General features: G+C 70.1%; 15 protein-coding genes. 8 read left to right on the plus strand and 7 right to left on the minus strand.

The annotated features are described in order from the left end of the window. The first annotated feature begins 69 nt into the window (after positions 1–69). From AB0I51_RS29805 to mscL, 4 genes are all read left to right on the plus strand, one after another. Positions 70–399, plus strand: a complete 330-nt coding sequence (locus AB0I51_RS29805) for an FmdB family zinc ribbon protein (RefSeq protein WP_362980346.1) — start codon at positions 70–72, stop codon at positions 397–399. A 143-nt stretch (positions 400–542) separates the two neighbouring features. Then, a complete protein-coding gene (locus AB0I51_RS29810) occupies positions 543–1376 on the plus strand; it encodes an S-methyl-5'-thioadenosine phosphorylase (protein WP_362980348.1) in 834 nt (277 codons plus the stop codon). 156 nt (positions 1377–1532) lie between these two features. Continuing rightward, positions 1533–2099: a hypothetical protein gene (locus AB0I51_RS29815; RefSeq protein WP_362980350.1), complete on the plus strand. Its 567-nt coding sequence runs from the start codon at positions 1533–1535 to the stop codon at positions 2097–2099. A 159-nt stretch (positions 2100–2258) separates the two neighbouring features. Next, entirely contained in the window at positions 2259–2720 is a 462-nt protein-coding gene (mscL, locus tag AB0I51_RS29820) for a large conductance mechanosensitive channel protein MscL (protein WP_362980352.1), read from the plus strand. A gap of 38 nt (positions 2721–2758) precedes the next feature. On the opposite strand, the gene AB0I51_RS29825 is transcribed toward mscL, so the two are convergent. Further along, a complete protein-coding gene (locus tag AB0I51_RS29825) occupies positions 2759–2947 on the minus strand; it encodes a hypothetical protein (protein ID WP_362980354.1) in 189 nt (62 codons plus the stop codon). A gap of 112 nt (positions 2948–3059) precedes the next feature. Between AB0I51_RS29825 and AB0I51_RS29830 the strand changes: the two genes are divergently transcribed. From AB0I51_RS29830 to AB0I51_RS29845, 4 genes are all read left to right on the plus strand, one after another. Beyond that, entirely contained in the window at positions 3060–4262 is a 1203-nt protein-coding gene (locus AB0I51_RS29830) for a low temperature requirement protein A (protein WP_362980356.1), read from the plus strand. A 128-nt stretch (positions 4263–4390) separates the two neighbouring features. Next, positions 4391–5419, plus strand: a complete 1029-nt coding sequence (locus AB0I51_RS29835; RefSeq protein ID WP_362980358.1) for a P1 family peptidase — start codon at positions 4391–4393, stop codon at positions 5417–5419. Positions 5420–5612: 193 nt separating this feature from the next. Then, on the plus strand, positions 5613–6839 hold the full coding sequence (locus AB0I51_RS29840; protein WP_362980360.1) for an Ig-like domain-containing protein: 1227 nt from the start codon (positions 5613–5615) through the stop codon (positions 6837–6839). Positions 6840–6996: 157 nt separating this feature from the next. Then, positions 6997–7746, plus strand: a complete 750-nt coding sequence (locus AB0I51_RS29845) for a DUF6227 family protein (RefSeq protein WP_362980362.1) — start codon at positions 6997–6999, stop codon at positions 7744–7746. A gap of 14 nt (positions 7747–7760) precedes the next feature. On the opposite strand, the gene AB0I51_RS29850 is transcribed toward AB0I51_RS29845, so the two are convergent. The 6 genes from AB0I51_RS29850 to AB0I51_RS29875 all read right to left on the minus strand — a co-directional run bounded on the left by AB0I51_RS29850 (position 7761) and on the right by AB0I51_RS29875 (position 13397). Further along, entirely contained in the window at positions 7761–8015 is a 255-nt protein-coding gene (locus tag AB0I51_RS29850; RefSeq protein WP_362980364.1) for a hypothetical protein, read from the minus strand. Positions 8016–8108: 93 nt separating this feature from the next. Further along, positions 8109–10142 carry a fructose-specific PTS transporter subunit EIIC gene (locus tag AB0I51_RS29855; RefSeq protein ID WP_362980366.1) on the minus strand — a complete coding sequence of 678 codons (2034 nt, stop codon included), beginning with the start codon at positions 10140–10142 and terminating at the stop codon, positions 8109–8111. 163 nt (positions 10143–10305) lie between these two features. Continuing rightward, positions 10306–11253, minus strand: coding sequence for a 1-phosphofructokinase (gene pfkB, locus AB0I51_RS29860; RefSeq protein WP_362980368.1), 948 nt, complete (start codon positions 11251–11253; stop codon positions 10306–10308). Next, positions 11250–12011: a DeoR/GlpR family DNA-binding transcription regulator gene (locus tag AB0I51_RS29865; RefSeq protein ID WP_093628483.1), complete on the minus strand. Its 762-nt coding sequence runs from the start codon at positions 12009–12011 to the stop codon at positions 11250–11252. The genes pfkB and AB0I51_RS29865 overlap by 4 nt, the downstream gene beginning before the upstream one ends. Before the next feature lie 140 nt (positions 12012–12151). Then, on the minus strand, positions 12152–12640 hold the full coding sequence (locus AB0I51_RS29870) for a hypothetical protein (protein WP_362980370.1): 489 nt from the start codon (positions 12638–12640) through the stop codon (positions 12152–12154). 25 nt (positions 12641–12665) lie between these two features. Further along, positions 12666–13397, minus strand: coding sequence for a Crp/Fnr family transcriptional regulator (locus AB0I51_RS29875; RefSeq protein WP_362980372.1), 732 nt, complete (start codon positions 13395–13397; stop codon positions 12666–12668). Positions 13398–14488 lie beyond the last annotated feature (1091 nt).

Raw genomic sequence — 14488 nt, forward strand, 5'->3', positions numbered from 1 at the left:
TCCCCGGGAATAGGTCACTATGGACGCTCGTTAGCACTCATTGAGTGAGAGTGCCAGGAGGAAGACACAGTGCCGACCTACCAGTACCAGTGCACCGAGTGCGGCGAGGGCCTTGAAGCGGTCCAGAAGTTCACCGACGACGCGCTGACCGAGTGCCCCAATTGCGGTGGCCGCCTGAAGAAGGTGTTCTCCGCGGTCGGCATTGTCTTCAAGGGCTCCGGCTTCTACCGGAACGACAGCCGCGGCTCCTCGTCGAGCAGCTCGCCGGCCACCTCGAAGCCGTCGACGTCCTCGGACGCGAAGCCGTCCACCCCGTCGACCACTTCCTCGTCCTCGGACTCCAAGTCGAAGTCGTCGAGCTCGGGCTCCTCCACCGGCAGCAGCAGCTCCGCCGCGTAGACCGCCCGGGCCGCGCAGGACTTCTCGACCGCGGGACCCTGTCGTCGTACGACGACAGGGTCTTCGGTGCTTTCCGAGCCGGTCTCCACGCCCGTTCCCGGGCCGGATTCTGCGTCCTTTCGGCGGCGGCTAGTGTGCCGCTCATGGCGAACGCAGAGATCGGCGTAATCGGCGGCTCCGGCTTCTACTCGTTCCTGGACGACGTGACCGAGATCCAGGTGGACACGCCCTACGGACCGCCCAGTGACTCCCTCTTCCTCGGCGAGATCGCCGGCCGGCGGGTGGCGTTCCTGCCCCGGCACGGACGCGGCCACCATCTGCCGCCGCACCGCATCAACTACCGGGCCAACCTCTGGGCGTTGCGCTCCGTGGGAGTGCGCCAGGTTCTCGGTCCGTGCGCGGTGGGCGGGCTGCGCCCCGAGTACGGGCCGGGCACACTGCTGATGCCGGACCAGTTGGTGGACCGTACGAAGTCCCGGGCTGCGACGTACTTCGACGGACTGCCGCTGCCCGGCGGCACGGTGCCGAACGTGGTGCACGTGTCCCTGGCCGACCCCTACTGCCCGACCGGCCGGGCGGCAGCGTTGAAGGCCGCGCGCGGGCGGGACTGGGAACCGGTCGACGGCGGCACGCTCGTGGTGATCGAGGGGCCACGCTTCTCGACCCGCGCCGAATCCCTCTGGCACCAGGCCCAGGGCTGGTCCGTGGTCGGCATGACCGGCCATCCGGAGGCGACGCTCGCCCGCGAACTGGAGCTCTGCTACTCCTCGTTGACCCTGGTCACCGACCTCGACGCGGGCGCCGAGACCGGCGAGGGCGTCTCCCACGACGAGGTGCTGCGGGTGTTCGCGGCCAACGTGGACCGGCTGCGGGGCGTGCTGTTCGACACGGTGGCCGCGCTGCCGGAGAAGGGGGCACGGGACTGCCTGTGCGCGAACGCGCTGGGCGGGATGGATCCGGGGTTCGAGCTGCCGTAGCCGTGCAGGATCCGAGCGTACGGGAGGTGCGGAACTTCCCGTTCGGGTGAGGGAGTTGTCCACAACCTGCGGGTAGCCCACGGGCTCCGGCGGACCGCGGCGAATTCCCGCATCGTGGGCCCGCAAACCGATCCCTCGTCGCAGGTGGTGGTCCACATGTCCCTCTCCCCTCCCGGCTCCCCTCCCATCTCCCCTTCCTTTCCACGCCCGTTGGGCACCGACGCTCCGGCCACCTGCGAGGTGCCGCACTTCGCGCCGGTGCAGGTGCGCGGCGGGTGGTACCAACTGCGCCGACTGCTACGGCACCGGAGGCGGGCCGCGGCCGCCGGGCTCGCGGTGACGGCGGTCGCGCTCATCACGGCGGGCCCGCGTGACCTGGCGGAGGCGCGGCACGACGAGCGGCCCCGCGGGCATCCGGTGGCCGATCCGGTACGTCAGCGCCGGGCGGTCGAGTGGGTGTCTGCTCCGGTACGGATCGCCGACGCCGGCACGGTCCGGCTGCTGCGGTCCGGCGACCGGGTCGATGTGATCGCGGCACAGGACACGGCGGCGGGCGGTGACGCCGAAGTGGTCGCGCGCGGGGTGCGAGTCACGAAGGTGCCCGAGCCGATCGACGAGGCGGGCGGCAGCGGGGCGTTGGTGGTGCTGTCGGTGCCGCGTGCCACGGCGGCGCGGCTGGCGGGTGCGAGTGCCACGGCACGGCTGGCGGTGACGATGTGTTGAGCCGTGCTCTCCGTATCGTGAGCAGCGCCTTCCGGCGCCTGCGCGAATTCGTGTCAAGTCCCTCGTTCGAGCTACCGAATTGGACACGACGGCCACGCCTTGACGTAGGTTGCGGAGCTGTTCGTTCCACACCGTGCGCATGCGAGAAGAGGCTCCGAGTTGAGCGAGAAGAAGAAGGAACCGGGCGTCTGGCAGGGGTTCAAGACCTTCCTGATGCGCGGGAACGTCGTCGATCTGGCAGTCGCGGTGGTCATCGGCGCCGCCTTCACGAACATCGTCAACTCGGTGGTGAAGGGGCTCATCAACCCGCTCGTCGGCGCGATCGGCACGCAGAACCTCGACAGCTACAGCTCGTGCCTGAGCGACAGTTGCTCGGGCGAGAAGGGCATCCAGCTGATGTGGGGCTCCGTCCTGGGCGCCGCCCTCAGCTTCGTGATCACCGCGGCGGTGGTCTACTTCCTGATGGTCCTGCCGATGTCGAAGTACCTGGCCCGGGTGGAGGCCCAGCGCAGGGCCAAGGAGGGCACCCACGAGGTCATCGAGATCACCGAGCTGGAGATCCTCAAGGAGATCCGCGACGCGCTCGTCGCCCAGCGCGGCGACGGACACCGGGAGCCGTAGCCGACGGATCGGATGTGCCGACAGCTGAAGCCGACGGCTCAGATGTGGTGGGGCGGCTTCTCGTCGAGGAAACGCTTGAGGTCGGCGGCGCCGCCCTCGCCTTCGGCCCGCTCGCCCCACCCGCGATCAGTGTCGTCCGAGGAGGGCCGGCTCAACGGGTCGTCGAAGACCAGCGCGGGCTTCGGCTCGACCGGATTGCGCGGCTCGGGGGCGGGGGCGGTACTCATACCTCCAGGGTACGGCCGAAGGGGCGCCTGATGGCGCCGCGGGCCGACCGGTCGGTCCCGATCGGCCCGGCTGCTTCTGAAATCCCTCCCGGTATCTGCTGTCCTTGTCCGCATGACGTCCGAGATTCCGAGACCCCTGCGCCCGCTCACCGCCCGCGGCCGCGGCGAACCGTACCGGGTCGCCTCGCCGCTGGAGCTCTTCTTCGACCTGTGTTTCGTCGTGGCCATCGCGCAGGCGGGCGTCCAGCTGGCGCACGCCGTGGCCGAGGGCCACGCGGGACAGGGCGTCCTCAGCTACGCGATGCAGTTCTTCGCGATCTGGTGGGCCTGGATGAACTTCTCCTGGTTCGCCTCGGCGTACGACAACGACGACGTGCTCTACCGCGTCGTGACCCTGGTGCAGATCTCCGGCGTCCTGGTCCTCGCGGCCGGGGTCTCACGGGCCTTCGAACAACACGACTACCTGGCCGTCTGGCTCGGCTATGTGATCATGCGGCTGGCGATGGCCACGCAGTGGCTGCGGGCGGCACGGTCGGCCGCCGGGCCGGAGCGGACGATGGCATTGCGGTACGCGGGTGGCGTGCTGCTCTGCATGGTCGGCTGGACCGGCCTGGTGGTCCTGCCGGAACCGGCCCGCGGCTGGGTGTTCCTCGTGATGGTGATCGCCGAGCTGTGCGTGCCTCGCTACGCGGAGAAAGACTTCCCTACGCCGTGGCATCCGCACCACATCTCGGAACGGTACGGCCTGTTCACGATCATCGTGCTGGGCGAGACGATCGCGGCGGCCACGGTTGCTGTGAAGTCGGGGGTGGACGAGCACGACGCGCTGGGCGAGTTGCTGCCCATCGCGGCGGGCGGGCTGCTGATCGTGTTCGCCGCCTGGTGGATCTACTTCGTGGTGCCGATCCACGGCCATCTCCGGTCCAGCCAGCAGGCGTTCCTGTGGGGGTACGGCCACTATCTGATCTTCGCGTCGGCGGCCACGATCGGCGCCGGCCTGGAGGTGGCGGTCACGGAGGCCATCGGCAAGGCGCACATCTCCACGCTGGGCGCGTCCGCCGCGGTGACGGTGCCGACGGCGCTGTATCTGTTCAGCGTGTGGGCGCTGCACGCCCGTCACTACAAGGTGGGCGTCGCCCAGCAACTGGTGCTTCCGACCTCGGCGTTGCTGGTGATCTGCTGCACCTTCCTGGGCTCCTGGGCGGTGCTCGCGGCGGGCCTGGTGTCGGCGCTGACGGTGGTGGTCGGCACAACCCTGACCGCGCTCACGGCCGGCGCGGAAAGCAAGGCCGGGGCGACGGCGCCGGTGGGCTGACCGATACCCACAACTGGCCGAGCAGCAGCGGAACAACCCCCGGCACCCAGCCGACCGGCACCTCACCAACCGCCCCCACCGCGCCGCCGGTCCCCGAATCCGCCGCGCGCTGCGTGAGACTGAGCTCCATGACAGTTGACGCATTGACGGACGTGGCCGGGGTGCGGGTGGGCCATGCGACTCGGTCGGGGGACGGTTGGCTCACCGGTACGACCGTGGTGCTCGCGCCGGAGGGCGGGGCGGTCGCGGCCGTGGACGTGCGGGGCGGCGGACCCGGCACCAAGGAGACCGACGCGCTCGACCCGCGCAACGTGGTGCAGCGGGTCGACGCGATCGTGCTGACCGGCGGCAGCGCGTACGGGCTCGACGCCGCGTCCGGGGTGATGGCCTGGCTGGAGGAGCAGGGGCGCGGGGTGCGGGTCGGCGTAGATCCGACGCATGTGGTGCCGGTGGTGCCCGCGGCCTGTGTCTTCGACCTGGGGCGGGGCGGCGACTTCAGGGCCAGGCCGGGCGCGGCCACCGGGCGGGCCGCGGTGGAGGCCGCCGCGATCAGCGGGCCGGGGGTGCGGGTGCGCGAGGGGTGCGTGGGCGCCGGTACGGGCGCCGCGGTCGGGCCGATGAAGGGCGGTGTCGGGACCGCGAGCATCGTGCTGGAGTCGGGGATCACGGTGGCGGCGCTGGTGGTGGCCAACGCGGCGGGGTCGGTCGTGGATCCCGAAACGGGCGTCCTGTACGGGGAGTTGTTCCAGGGGCGCGTGACGTATCCGCAAGCGCACGTCCACGAGGCCGCGCGACGACGCCTCGCCGAGACCGCCGCGAAGCACATGCCTCCTCCGCTGAACACCACGCTCGCGGTGGTCGCCACCGACGCCGAACTCACCAAAGCCCAGGCGCAGAAGCTGGCCGGCACGGCGCACGACGGCATCGCGCGTGCAGTACGGCCGGTGCATCTGCTGCACGACGGGGACACGGTGTTCGCGCTGGCCACCGGGGCCCGGCCGTTGAACACCGAGAACCCCCTCGCCCTGAACGAGATCCTCGCGGCCGGCGCGGACGTGGTGACCCGGGCGATCGTGCGCGCGGTGCGCGCCGCCGAGCCGGTGGACGGGCCGGGCGGGGCGTGGCCGTCGTACGAGGAGCTGTACGGGAGGCAATAGTCGCCCTGTGGCGGTGGGCATCAGATGTTTCCGTGTATCCGTCCCGGTTTTTGCTGATCCATCGCGATGTTTGTCGCGGTTCTGTCACCGGATGGCGTTCGTGGGGAACGACGGGAACCCGTGTGGGGGCGGGGACCCTCTTTGTCCACGCATCGCAGCGGATCACGCACATCACACGAACCTGGAGCAGCCCGTGACAACGCCGGACATAGCAGCGCGGCGCGTACTGGGGGCCATCGCCGCCCTGGTGGTCGGCACCCTCACCCTCAGCGCGTGCGGCGGCAACGCCAGCGCGGATTCCGACACCAACAGCAAGGGCGGCGGCGGGACGTCCGCCAAGACGTCCACCGCGAAGATCGTCATCTCGGCGAAGGACGGTTCGACGAACGCGTCCATCAACGGGACCGGCGTGCAGGTCAGCAACGGCAGGCTGACCGACGTGAAGATGACGGTGGCCGGGTCGGGGCAGGCCGTGGAGGGCGTGGTCTCCGCGAACGGCGCGAGCTGGAAGCCCAAGGAGCAGTTGGAGCGCGGTACGAAGTACCAGATCTCGGCGACCGCGAAGGACGCGAACGGCAAGACCTCCGCGGCCAACTCCATCTTCACCACGGTCAGTTCGTCCAACAGCTTCATAGGGACGTACACGCCGGACAACGGGACGACGGTCGGTGTGGGGATGCCGGTGTCGTTCACCTTCGACAAGGTGATCGGGGACAAGAAGGCCGTGCAGTCGCACATCACGGTCACGTCCAGCAGCGGGCAGCAGGTCGTGGGGCACTGGTTCGGGGCGCAGCGGCTCGACTTCCGGCCGCAGGAGTACTGGAAGGCCGGTTCCAAGGTCACGATGAAGATCGACCTGGACGGCGTGGAGGGCGCGAACGGCGTCTACGGCGTGCAGAAGAAGACCGTGACCTTCACCGTCGGCCGTTCGCAGGTCTCCACGGTCGATGTGAACACGCAGACCATGACGGTGGTGCGGGACGGCCAGACCCTCAAGTCGCTGCCGATCTCCTCGGGCAGCCCGGAACACACCACGTACAACGGGCAGATGGTGATCTCCGAGAAGTTCACGCAGACGCGGATGAACAGCCGGACCGTCGGGTTGGGCGGCGAGTACGACATCCCGGACGTGCCGCACGCGATGCGGCTGACCTCGTCGGGGACGTTCATCCACGGCAACTACTGGTACAACAAGTCCAATCCGCCCTTCGGCCAGACCGGCACCAGTCACGGCTGTGTGGGTCTCGCCGACGTGCAGGGCGCGCAGGGCGCGACGAACGCCAAGTGGTTCTACGACAACTCGCTGATCGGGGACGTCGTGATCGTGAAGAACTCCCCCGACAAGACGGTCGCCCCGGACAACGGGCTCAACGGCTGGAACCTGGCGTGGAGCGAGTGGACCGCCGGAAGTGCCGCCTGACCGGCAGGTTTTGACTGATCTTCGGGCCGCGCGGGAACATCTCGCGCGGCCCGCGCGTTTTCCCGGCATACGTTTTCTCGGTTCGCGGGCATGATGTCCGACCGAGGGGCTACGGTATGCACCCACAAGGTGACATGCAGCAACGCCGGGAGAAGCCTTGAGCGTTCCGTACGACACGGCAGCGTACGAACCACCCGAGTCGCACGAGTCTCCGGAGGAGCACCTCGCGCGACTGCTCGGCCGTGCCCTGAACTCCTTCGAGTTGCCGGACGAGACGATACGGCTGGTCCTGGACTGCGCGCTGGCGTACGACAGTTCACTGCACTCGGCGCACCACAGCGCGGGCCTGCATCGGGAGACGTACCGGCACACGTGGCTGCTGACCGACGGTTCGGCGCTGACCCTGTGGGAGCTGGTCCACAACACGGTGCTGGGCCGTGAGGCGCAGCACGAGGTGTACGTGGACGAGGAGGAGTTGCGCACGGCGACGGCGCGGCTGCCGATGCCGCCGGACACGACGGACTTCGAGCTCCCGGTGCTGGTGCACCTGTCGCCGATCCCGGAGCCCCGGCACGCGTATCTGGCGGACAACTCGGCGGACCACGCGCGCCGTTTACTGCGCCGCGCGGAGAACGCGGACCAGCCGGACGAGAAGACGGCGGCGCTGCTGGCGACGGCGTTCGCGCACCAGATCATCCAGGCCTTCGGCCGCCCGTACCGAGCGGGTCGAGCGGCGGTGTGCTTCTCGCTCTACGAGCACGCGTTCCTGCTGCCCGACGGCGCGGAGATCTCCTTGTGGGAGGTCGAGCACACGGCTACGCCCGACGGCCGTCACATGTGCGAGGTGTACATCAGCGAGGACGCGGCCCGGGACGCGATGGAACGGCGGGCCGCGCAGGTCTCGTAGGACCCGGGCCCGGGTCAGCGCCCGTCGCTGAGCTGTCGTACGAGACCCGCGAAGGCGTCGCGCTCCGCGGGGGTCAGTTCGACGGACTCCAGGTGGGGGGCCGTGTCGCGCTGGCCCGGGAGGCCGTGGAGCGGGTGGGCCGCGTGCCAGACGGTGGGTTCGGCGAGGGCGCGGCGCAGGATGCGCGTCAGGCCGAGCACCCAGGCGACGGTCGCCAGGGCGAGAACGGCCACACCGGTCAGCTGGAGGATCGAGACGTGCTCAGGCATGCGTTCCAGTAGACACCACGGTCCGGGACCGTGGTCCCGTACCGTGACGAATCTCGCAGTTGCCGTGAACACCTCACGGTGACCCAAAAGCGGCTAGACGGCGATCGGTTGCTTGGCGTCCGTCGCCGGGGCGGATATGTCCTCCGGCGCTCCGGGGGCCGTGGTGCCGGCTGCCGGCTTGCGCATGCCCTTGAGTACGACGACCAGGGCGGTGGTGACGCACATGCCGACCGCGATGGCGATCAGGTAGAGGAACGGGCTGCCGATCAGCGGGACCACGAAGATGCCGCCGTGCGGGGCGCGCAGGGTCGCGCCGAAGGCCATCGACAGGGCGCCGGTGATCGCGCCGCCCACCATCGAGGACGGGATGACCCGCAGCGGGTCGGCCGCCGCGAACGGGATGGCGCCCTCGGAGATGAAGGAGGCACCCAGCACCCAGGCGGCCTTGCCGTTCTCGCGCTCGGTCTCGGTGAAGAGCTTGCCGCGCACGGTGGTGGCCAGGGCCATCGCCAGCGGCGGGACCATACCGGCCGCCATGACCGCGGCCATGATCTTCATCGCCGAGTCACTGGGGCTGGAGACCGCGATACCGGCAGTGGCGAAGGTGTACGCGACCTTGTTGACCGGGCCGCCGAGGTCGAAGCACATCATCAGGCCGAGCAGGGCGCCCAGCAGGATGGCGTTCGAGCCGCTGAGGCCGTTGAGCCAGTCGGTCATGCCCTTCTGCGCGGAGGCGATCGGTTTGCCGATCACAACGAACATCAGGAACCCGACGATCGCCGAGGAGATCAGTGGGATCACCACGACCGGCATGATCCCGCGCACCGCCTTCGGGATCTTCACCTTCTGGATCGCGAGCACCACACCACCGGCGATCAGACCGGCCGCCAGACCGCCGAGGAAGCCGGCGTTGATGGTGGAGGCGATCATGCCGCCGACGAAGCCGGGGACCAGACCCGGCCGGTCGGCCATGCCGTAGGCGATGTAGCCGGCCAGCACCGGGACGAGGAAGCCGAAGGCGACGGCGCCGATCTGGAACATCAGCGCGGCCCAGCTGTCGGTCTGCGTCCACACGAAGTGCTGCATGACCGAGGGCGCGGACTTGATCTCGTAGCCGCCGATCGCGAAGCCGAGGGCGATCAGCAGACCGCCGGCCGCGACGAACGGGACCATGTAACTGACACCGGACATCAGCCACTTGCGGAGCATCGTGCCGTAGCCCTCGCCCGGCTCACCGCCGCGCTCGACGGGGGTCGCGGCGCCCGCACCGGCGGTCACCTCACCGCGTTCGGCCTTGCCGCGGACCTCGGTGATGAGTTCGGCGGGGCGGTTGATGCCCGCCTTCACACCGACGTCGACGGTCGGCTTGCCGGCGAAGCGGGCCTTGTCGCGTACGGGCACGTCGTGGGCGAAGATCACGGCGTCCGCCGCCGCGATCACCGCCGGGTCGAGCCGGGTGAAACCGGCCGAGCCCTGCGGCTCCACGACGAGTTCGACACCGGCGTCGCGGCCGGCGTTCTCCAGTGCCTCGGCCGCCATGTAGGTGTGCGCGATACCGGTGGGGCAGGAGGTGACGGCGACGATCCGGAACGGACGGTCGCCCTCCTCCGCCGTGTCGGTGCTGCCCGCCGCGGCGCCGGCGGAGGCCGCCGCCGGCGTCGCGGCGGAGTCCGTGGAGCCCTCGGGCTCGTCGCCGCGGATCAGCGCCGCCGCGCTCTCCGCGTCGCCCACCGACCGCAGTGCGGAGGTGAACTCGGCGTTCATCAGCTGCCGGGCGAGCGCCGACAGGATGGTGAGGTGGGCGTCGTCGGCCCCTGCGGGCGCGGCGATCAGGAAGATCAGGTCGGCGGGGCCGTCCGGGGCGCCGAAGTCGACGCCCTCGGCGCTGCGCCCGAAGGCGAGCGACGGCTCGGTGACGTACTCGCTGCGGCAGTGCGGGATGCCGATGCCGCCGTCGAGGCCGGTCGGCATCTGCGCCTCGCGGGCGGCCACGTCGGCGAGGAAGCCGTCCAGGTCGGTGACCCGGCCCTGGGCGACCATGCGCTCGGCGAGGGCACGTGCCGCCGCCTCTTTGGTATCGGCGGACAGGTCGAGGTCGACCAGGTCCGCGGTGATCATCTCGCTCATCGCGGGCTCCTTCGCACGCGTATCGCCCGGGGGGTGTTGTGGGCGGGGGTGGGGACGGGGGTACAGCGGTGTGTCGCGGTGGGGGTGGCGGCAGCGCTTGACAGCGGGGAGTGCCGCCGCCCGGCGGCCGGTTCGAGGGGCGCCCTGGAAGCCGTGGAAACGTTCATGCGACCGGCTCCGTCAGTACGAGGTCCACCGGAACGTCGGCAGTGACCGTCACGGCGGCCGGGTCGAGGTCGGCCGGGGTGGGCATCACGCTGCCGGGGAGCCGGACGGCCGCCGCGCCGTGGGCGACGGCCGAGGCCAGTGCTTCGGGGCCGTGGCCGCCGGCGATCAGGAAGCCGGCCAGCGAGGAGTCCCCCGCGCCGACATTGCTGCGTACGACGTCGACGCGCGCGCTGCCGTACCAGGCACCGGAGGCGTCCACCAGTAGCTGCCCGTCCGCGCCGAGGCTGGCGAGGACAGCACCCGCGCCCAGCTCCAGCAGTTCCTCGGCCGCCTTGACCGCGTCACCGACGGTGGCGAGGGGGCGGGAGACGGCCTCCGCGAGTTCCTCGGCGTTGGGCTTGACGACGTCCGGGCGTTCGCGCAGGGCCTCGATGAGCGCGGGCCCGGAGGTGTCCAGAGCGATACGGACACCGACGGCGTGCGCGCGGGCGACCAACTCGGCGTACCAGGACGGCGCGAGGCCGCGCGGGAGGCTGCCGCAGCAGGCGATCCAGTCGGCGTCACGGGACTGCTGCCTGACCATCTCCAGGAGCAACTCCTGTTCGGCGGCGGTCAGTTCGGGGCCGGGGGCGTTGATCTTCGTGAGGACGCCGTCCGCCTCGGCCAGCGCGATGTTCGAGCGGGTGGCCCCGGCGACCGGGACCGGCGCGACCTCGATGCCCTGCGCGTCGAGCAGGCTGGCGACCAGCGCGCCCGGCGCACCGCCCAGCGGCAGCACCGCGACCGTGCGCTGCCCGGCGGCGGCGACCGCGCGGGAGACGTTGACGCCCTTGCCGCCCGGGTCCATCCGCTCGCCGGTGGCCCGTATGACCTCGCCGCGGTCCAGGGAGGGGACCTCGTAGGTGCGGTCGAGGGACGGGTTCGGGGTGACCGTGAGGATCATGCGCGCACTACTTCCATGCCGCCGCGCTCCATGGCGGTGGCGTCTTCTGGGCTCAGCCCGCTGTCGGTGATCAGGAGGTCCACGTCGCTCAGGGCGCCGAATCGGGCGAAGTGCTCCTGGCCGTGCTTCGCGGAGTCGGCGAGCAGCACCACGCGGCGGGCGGCACCCATCGCCGCGTGCTTGACCGCGGCCTCGGCGAGGTCGGGCGTGGTCAGCCCGTGCTCGGCGGAGAAGCCGTTGGCCGCCACGAACACGACGTCGGCGCGGATCTCGCCGTACGCGCGCAGCGCCCAGGCGTCCACGGCGGCGCGCGTACGGTGCCGCACGCGCCCCCCGACGAGGTGGAGCTGCATGCCCGGGTGGTCCGCGAGGCGGGCCGCGATGGGCAGCGAGTGGGTGACGACGGTGAGCTCGGCCTCCAGCGGGACGATGCCCGCGAGGCGGGCCACCGTCGTACCGGCGTCGAGGATCACCGTGCCCTGCATGGGCAGCTCGGCGAGTGCCGCCTTGGCGATGCGGTCCTTCTCGTCGGCCGCCGTCGACTCGCGTTCGGCGAGGTCCGGCTCGAAGTCGAGCCGTCCGGCCGGTATGGCCCCGCCGTGCACCCGGCGGAGCAGGCCCGCGCGGTCGAGGGCCTTCAGGTCGCGGCGGATCGTCTCCGCGGTGACCTGGAACTCCTCGGCCAGCGAGACCACGTCCACCCGGCCGCCGTCACGGGCCAGCCGGAGGATCTCCTGCTGCCGCTCCGGTGCGTACATGTCTGTTCGCCTCCGACCAGTGCCCGAACTTGTGGTTTCGCTCGGAGGCTACGCTCACATTTCCGGAAAGTAAACAGGTTCGGGCATGAGGTGGACATGAACGGGCAGAGGTGTCGCCGACAGGGGGTCAGAGGGCGGGATCAGCTGCGGCGCAGGTCCTTGATCTTCTTCTCGGCGGCGAGGACGGCGCGCACCAGTTCCCCCCGGGCGGTCTCCTGCCGCATGGCCTGGACGAGTTGTGCGCGGTGGTCCCGGACAGTGATGTGTACGGCCGCCGGGTCGGGCTCGGGCAGGGCGGTGGCCACGTAGTCCTTCACGCACTCGACGACCTTGCTCAGCCCGGGCCGGAGGGCCTCGGTGGTGTCGGCTATTCCCTCGATCATGTTGCCGGTCTGCGAGATCTCGGCGAAGTCGTCGGCGCCGCAGGGCTTCCGGGTGAGACGGCACTGGGCCTTGTAGAGATCGGCGAGCCACTCGGCGGGCTTGTCGTACTCGGCGTTCGTCTCGTCCTTGCGGCGGATCCTCCGCGTCCAGGCGAAGACCCGCCTCTGGTGCTGGTACATCAGAACGCCGACGAGAACCCCGCCGAGGGCGGAGGCGATGGGCACCAGGAGGGTGCTGGTCATCATGCTGTTGTCCGTTCAGGGGTGAGCGTCAGTTCCCGGCGGCGAGGTGACGCAGCGCGTCCACGTCGTGGACGACGAACCGGCGGTACCCGGCTTCGACGATCCCGTGGTAGCGCAGGGTCCTGATCGCGTTCTCCGTGGTGGAGACGGCGAGTTGGAGCGCGGCGGCGAGGTCCCTCTGACTCGGGCCCGTGATAGTGACGCGGTCCGCGCGCGGGCCGGCCCGGCCGGCGGTGTCGGCGAGGTGCGCGAGGAGCCTGCTGACCCGCTCCAGGGGCGGCCTGGTGGCCATGGTGTACACGAGTTCGTCGCTGCGACTGCGGTCCTCCAGGCTGCGCAACAGAGCGCGCTGCACCGCGGGCCGCTTGCGCAGCTGGAGGTTGAAGTCGTGGGCACGGCAGGGGATGACGACGGTCCCGGTCAGGCATTTGGTACGGACGGCGGAGTCGTCGGCGACGAGCTTGGCCTCGCCGACCAGCTGGCCGCGGCCCCGGAACCGCGTGACGGTGGGGACGCTGTCGCCCTCGCCCAGCGGGAAGCGGTCCTGTCGTACGACGCCGTCCCAGATGAGGTACACGTCCTGGTCGGCCGGTTCGATCGGCAGGTGCTCGTCGCGCGCGAAGGTGCGGCTGCGCAGGCCGGCCTGCAGCAGCGCGCCCCAGTCCTTGGCCGCCAGATACCGCAGGAAGCTCCCATCGGGCTGATTCTCGTGGTCCAGGAGGAGGTCGGCGGGGCGGGCGGTGTCGACGGTCGAGGGCACGCTCACTCCCCCGCTCCCGCGTACGCGTCATGCGGTACGCGGTGGTGGCGAGGTATCACGGTACGCATGGGGTCTGAATCCCTTTCCCTGTTTCTCTGTTCTGTTGAGGTTCTGGAACCCCGCTGGTGGGCGAGGTTCCGGAGTGACGGGTCCGGCCTCCCTCTCCGGGAGGTACGGCAACCGCCCGGTTGGTGAGTCCGGGCGGACGGAAACAGCAGCGGGACAGACCGTACCGCTCGTCGCGAGAGATAAGCCAGTCGTGATTCCCAAGGCGCCGCGACGGATAGCGATCATGGTCGAAACCCCCTCGCCACGGGGTTTTACGACAGGGGACCGTGCGCAATCCGAATGGAAAAGTAGCCACCCATTGCGCAATTACCAAACCGCTTATCTCCGTTGTTCGCATTGCCCCGGAGACGCGGCGGGGAGCTTCTCCGCCGAGCGACATACGACGTCCACACAAACGGGCGGCAAAGACGAGAGGCCCCGGGGCACCACCCCCAGGACCTCCCGGAAAGGTCCGGACCCGTCAGGATCAGACCGCTGCCCAGTAAACACCACGGACCGCCTTTGGGTCACTCCCCATCAGGCAGGAAGCGGCCCCCGGCGCCGGACGGCCAGCCCAGATCCCCAACCGCGGGGACGTCACGGACAGCACCCCTTTCCGCACACGCCGTCGAGACATCCCGCACGGCCGCACGCTTTACCCCTTTTGTGTATGCGCGAGCAAGACCGCCCCTATCCTGACCGGGGTGGGACGACTTCCCCACGTGACAGCAACCGATCAAGACCCAACAGATTCGGCCAGGAAACTCCCGCCCGGCCGACGCGCCGATCGGCCGACAGCACACCGGGAGAATTAACCGGCCGACACCTCCGCAATTCCTTTCCGAGAGGCAATCCAGGCCGACACGAAATACGGCGAAACCGCGCCCGGAACAGATTCCCGTCCGTGAATCGACGGTTCACCACAGCACATCACCAAATATCGACTAACCTCGATCTTTCGTGATTGGCCGTCAGCTTTCATTGGCGGCCGATTCGTGTTCGAGTCCGCGTTGTGGGGATGGTGGTGGCCCGGCTGTCGCGTC

The organism is Streptomyces sp. NPDC050549 (assembly GCF_040655035.1).
Classification (GTDB): domain Bacteria; phylum Actinomycetota; class Actinomycetes; order Streptomycetales; family Streptomycetaceae; genus Streptomyces.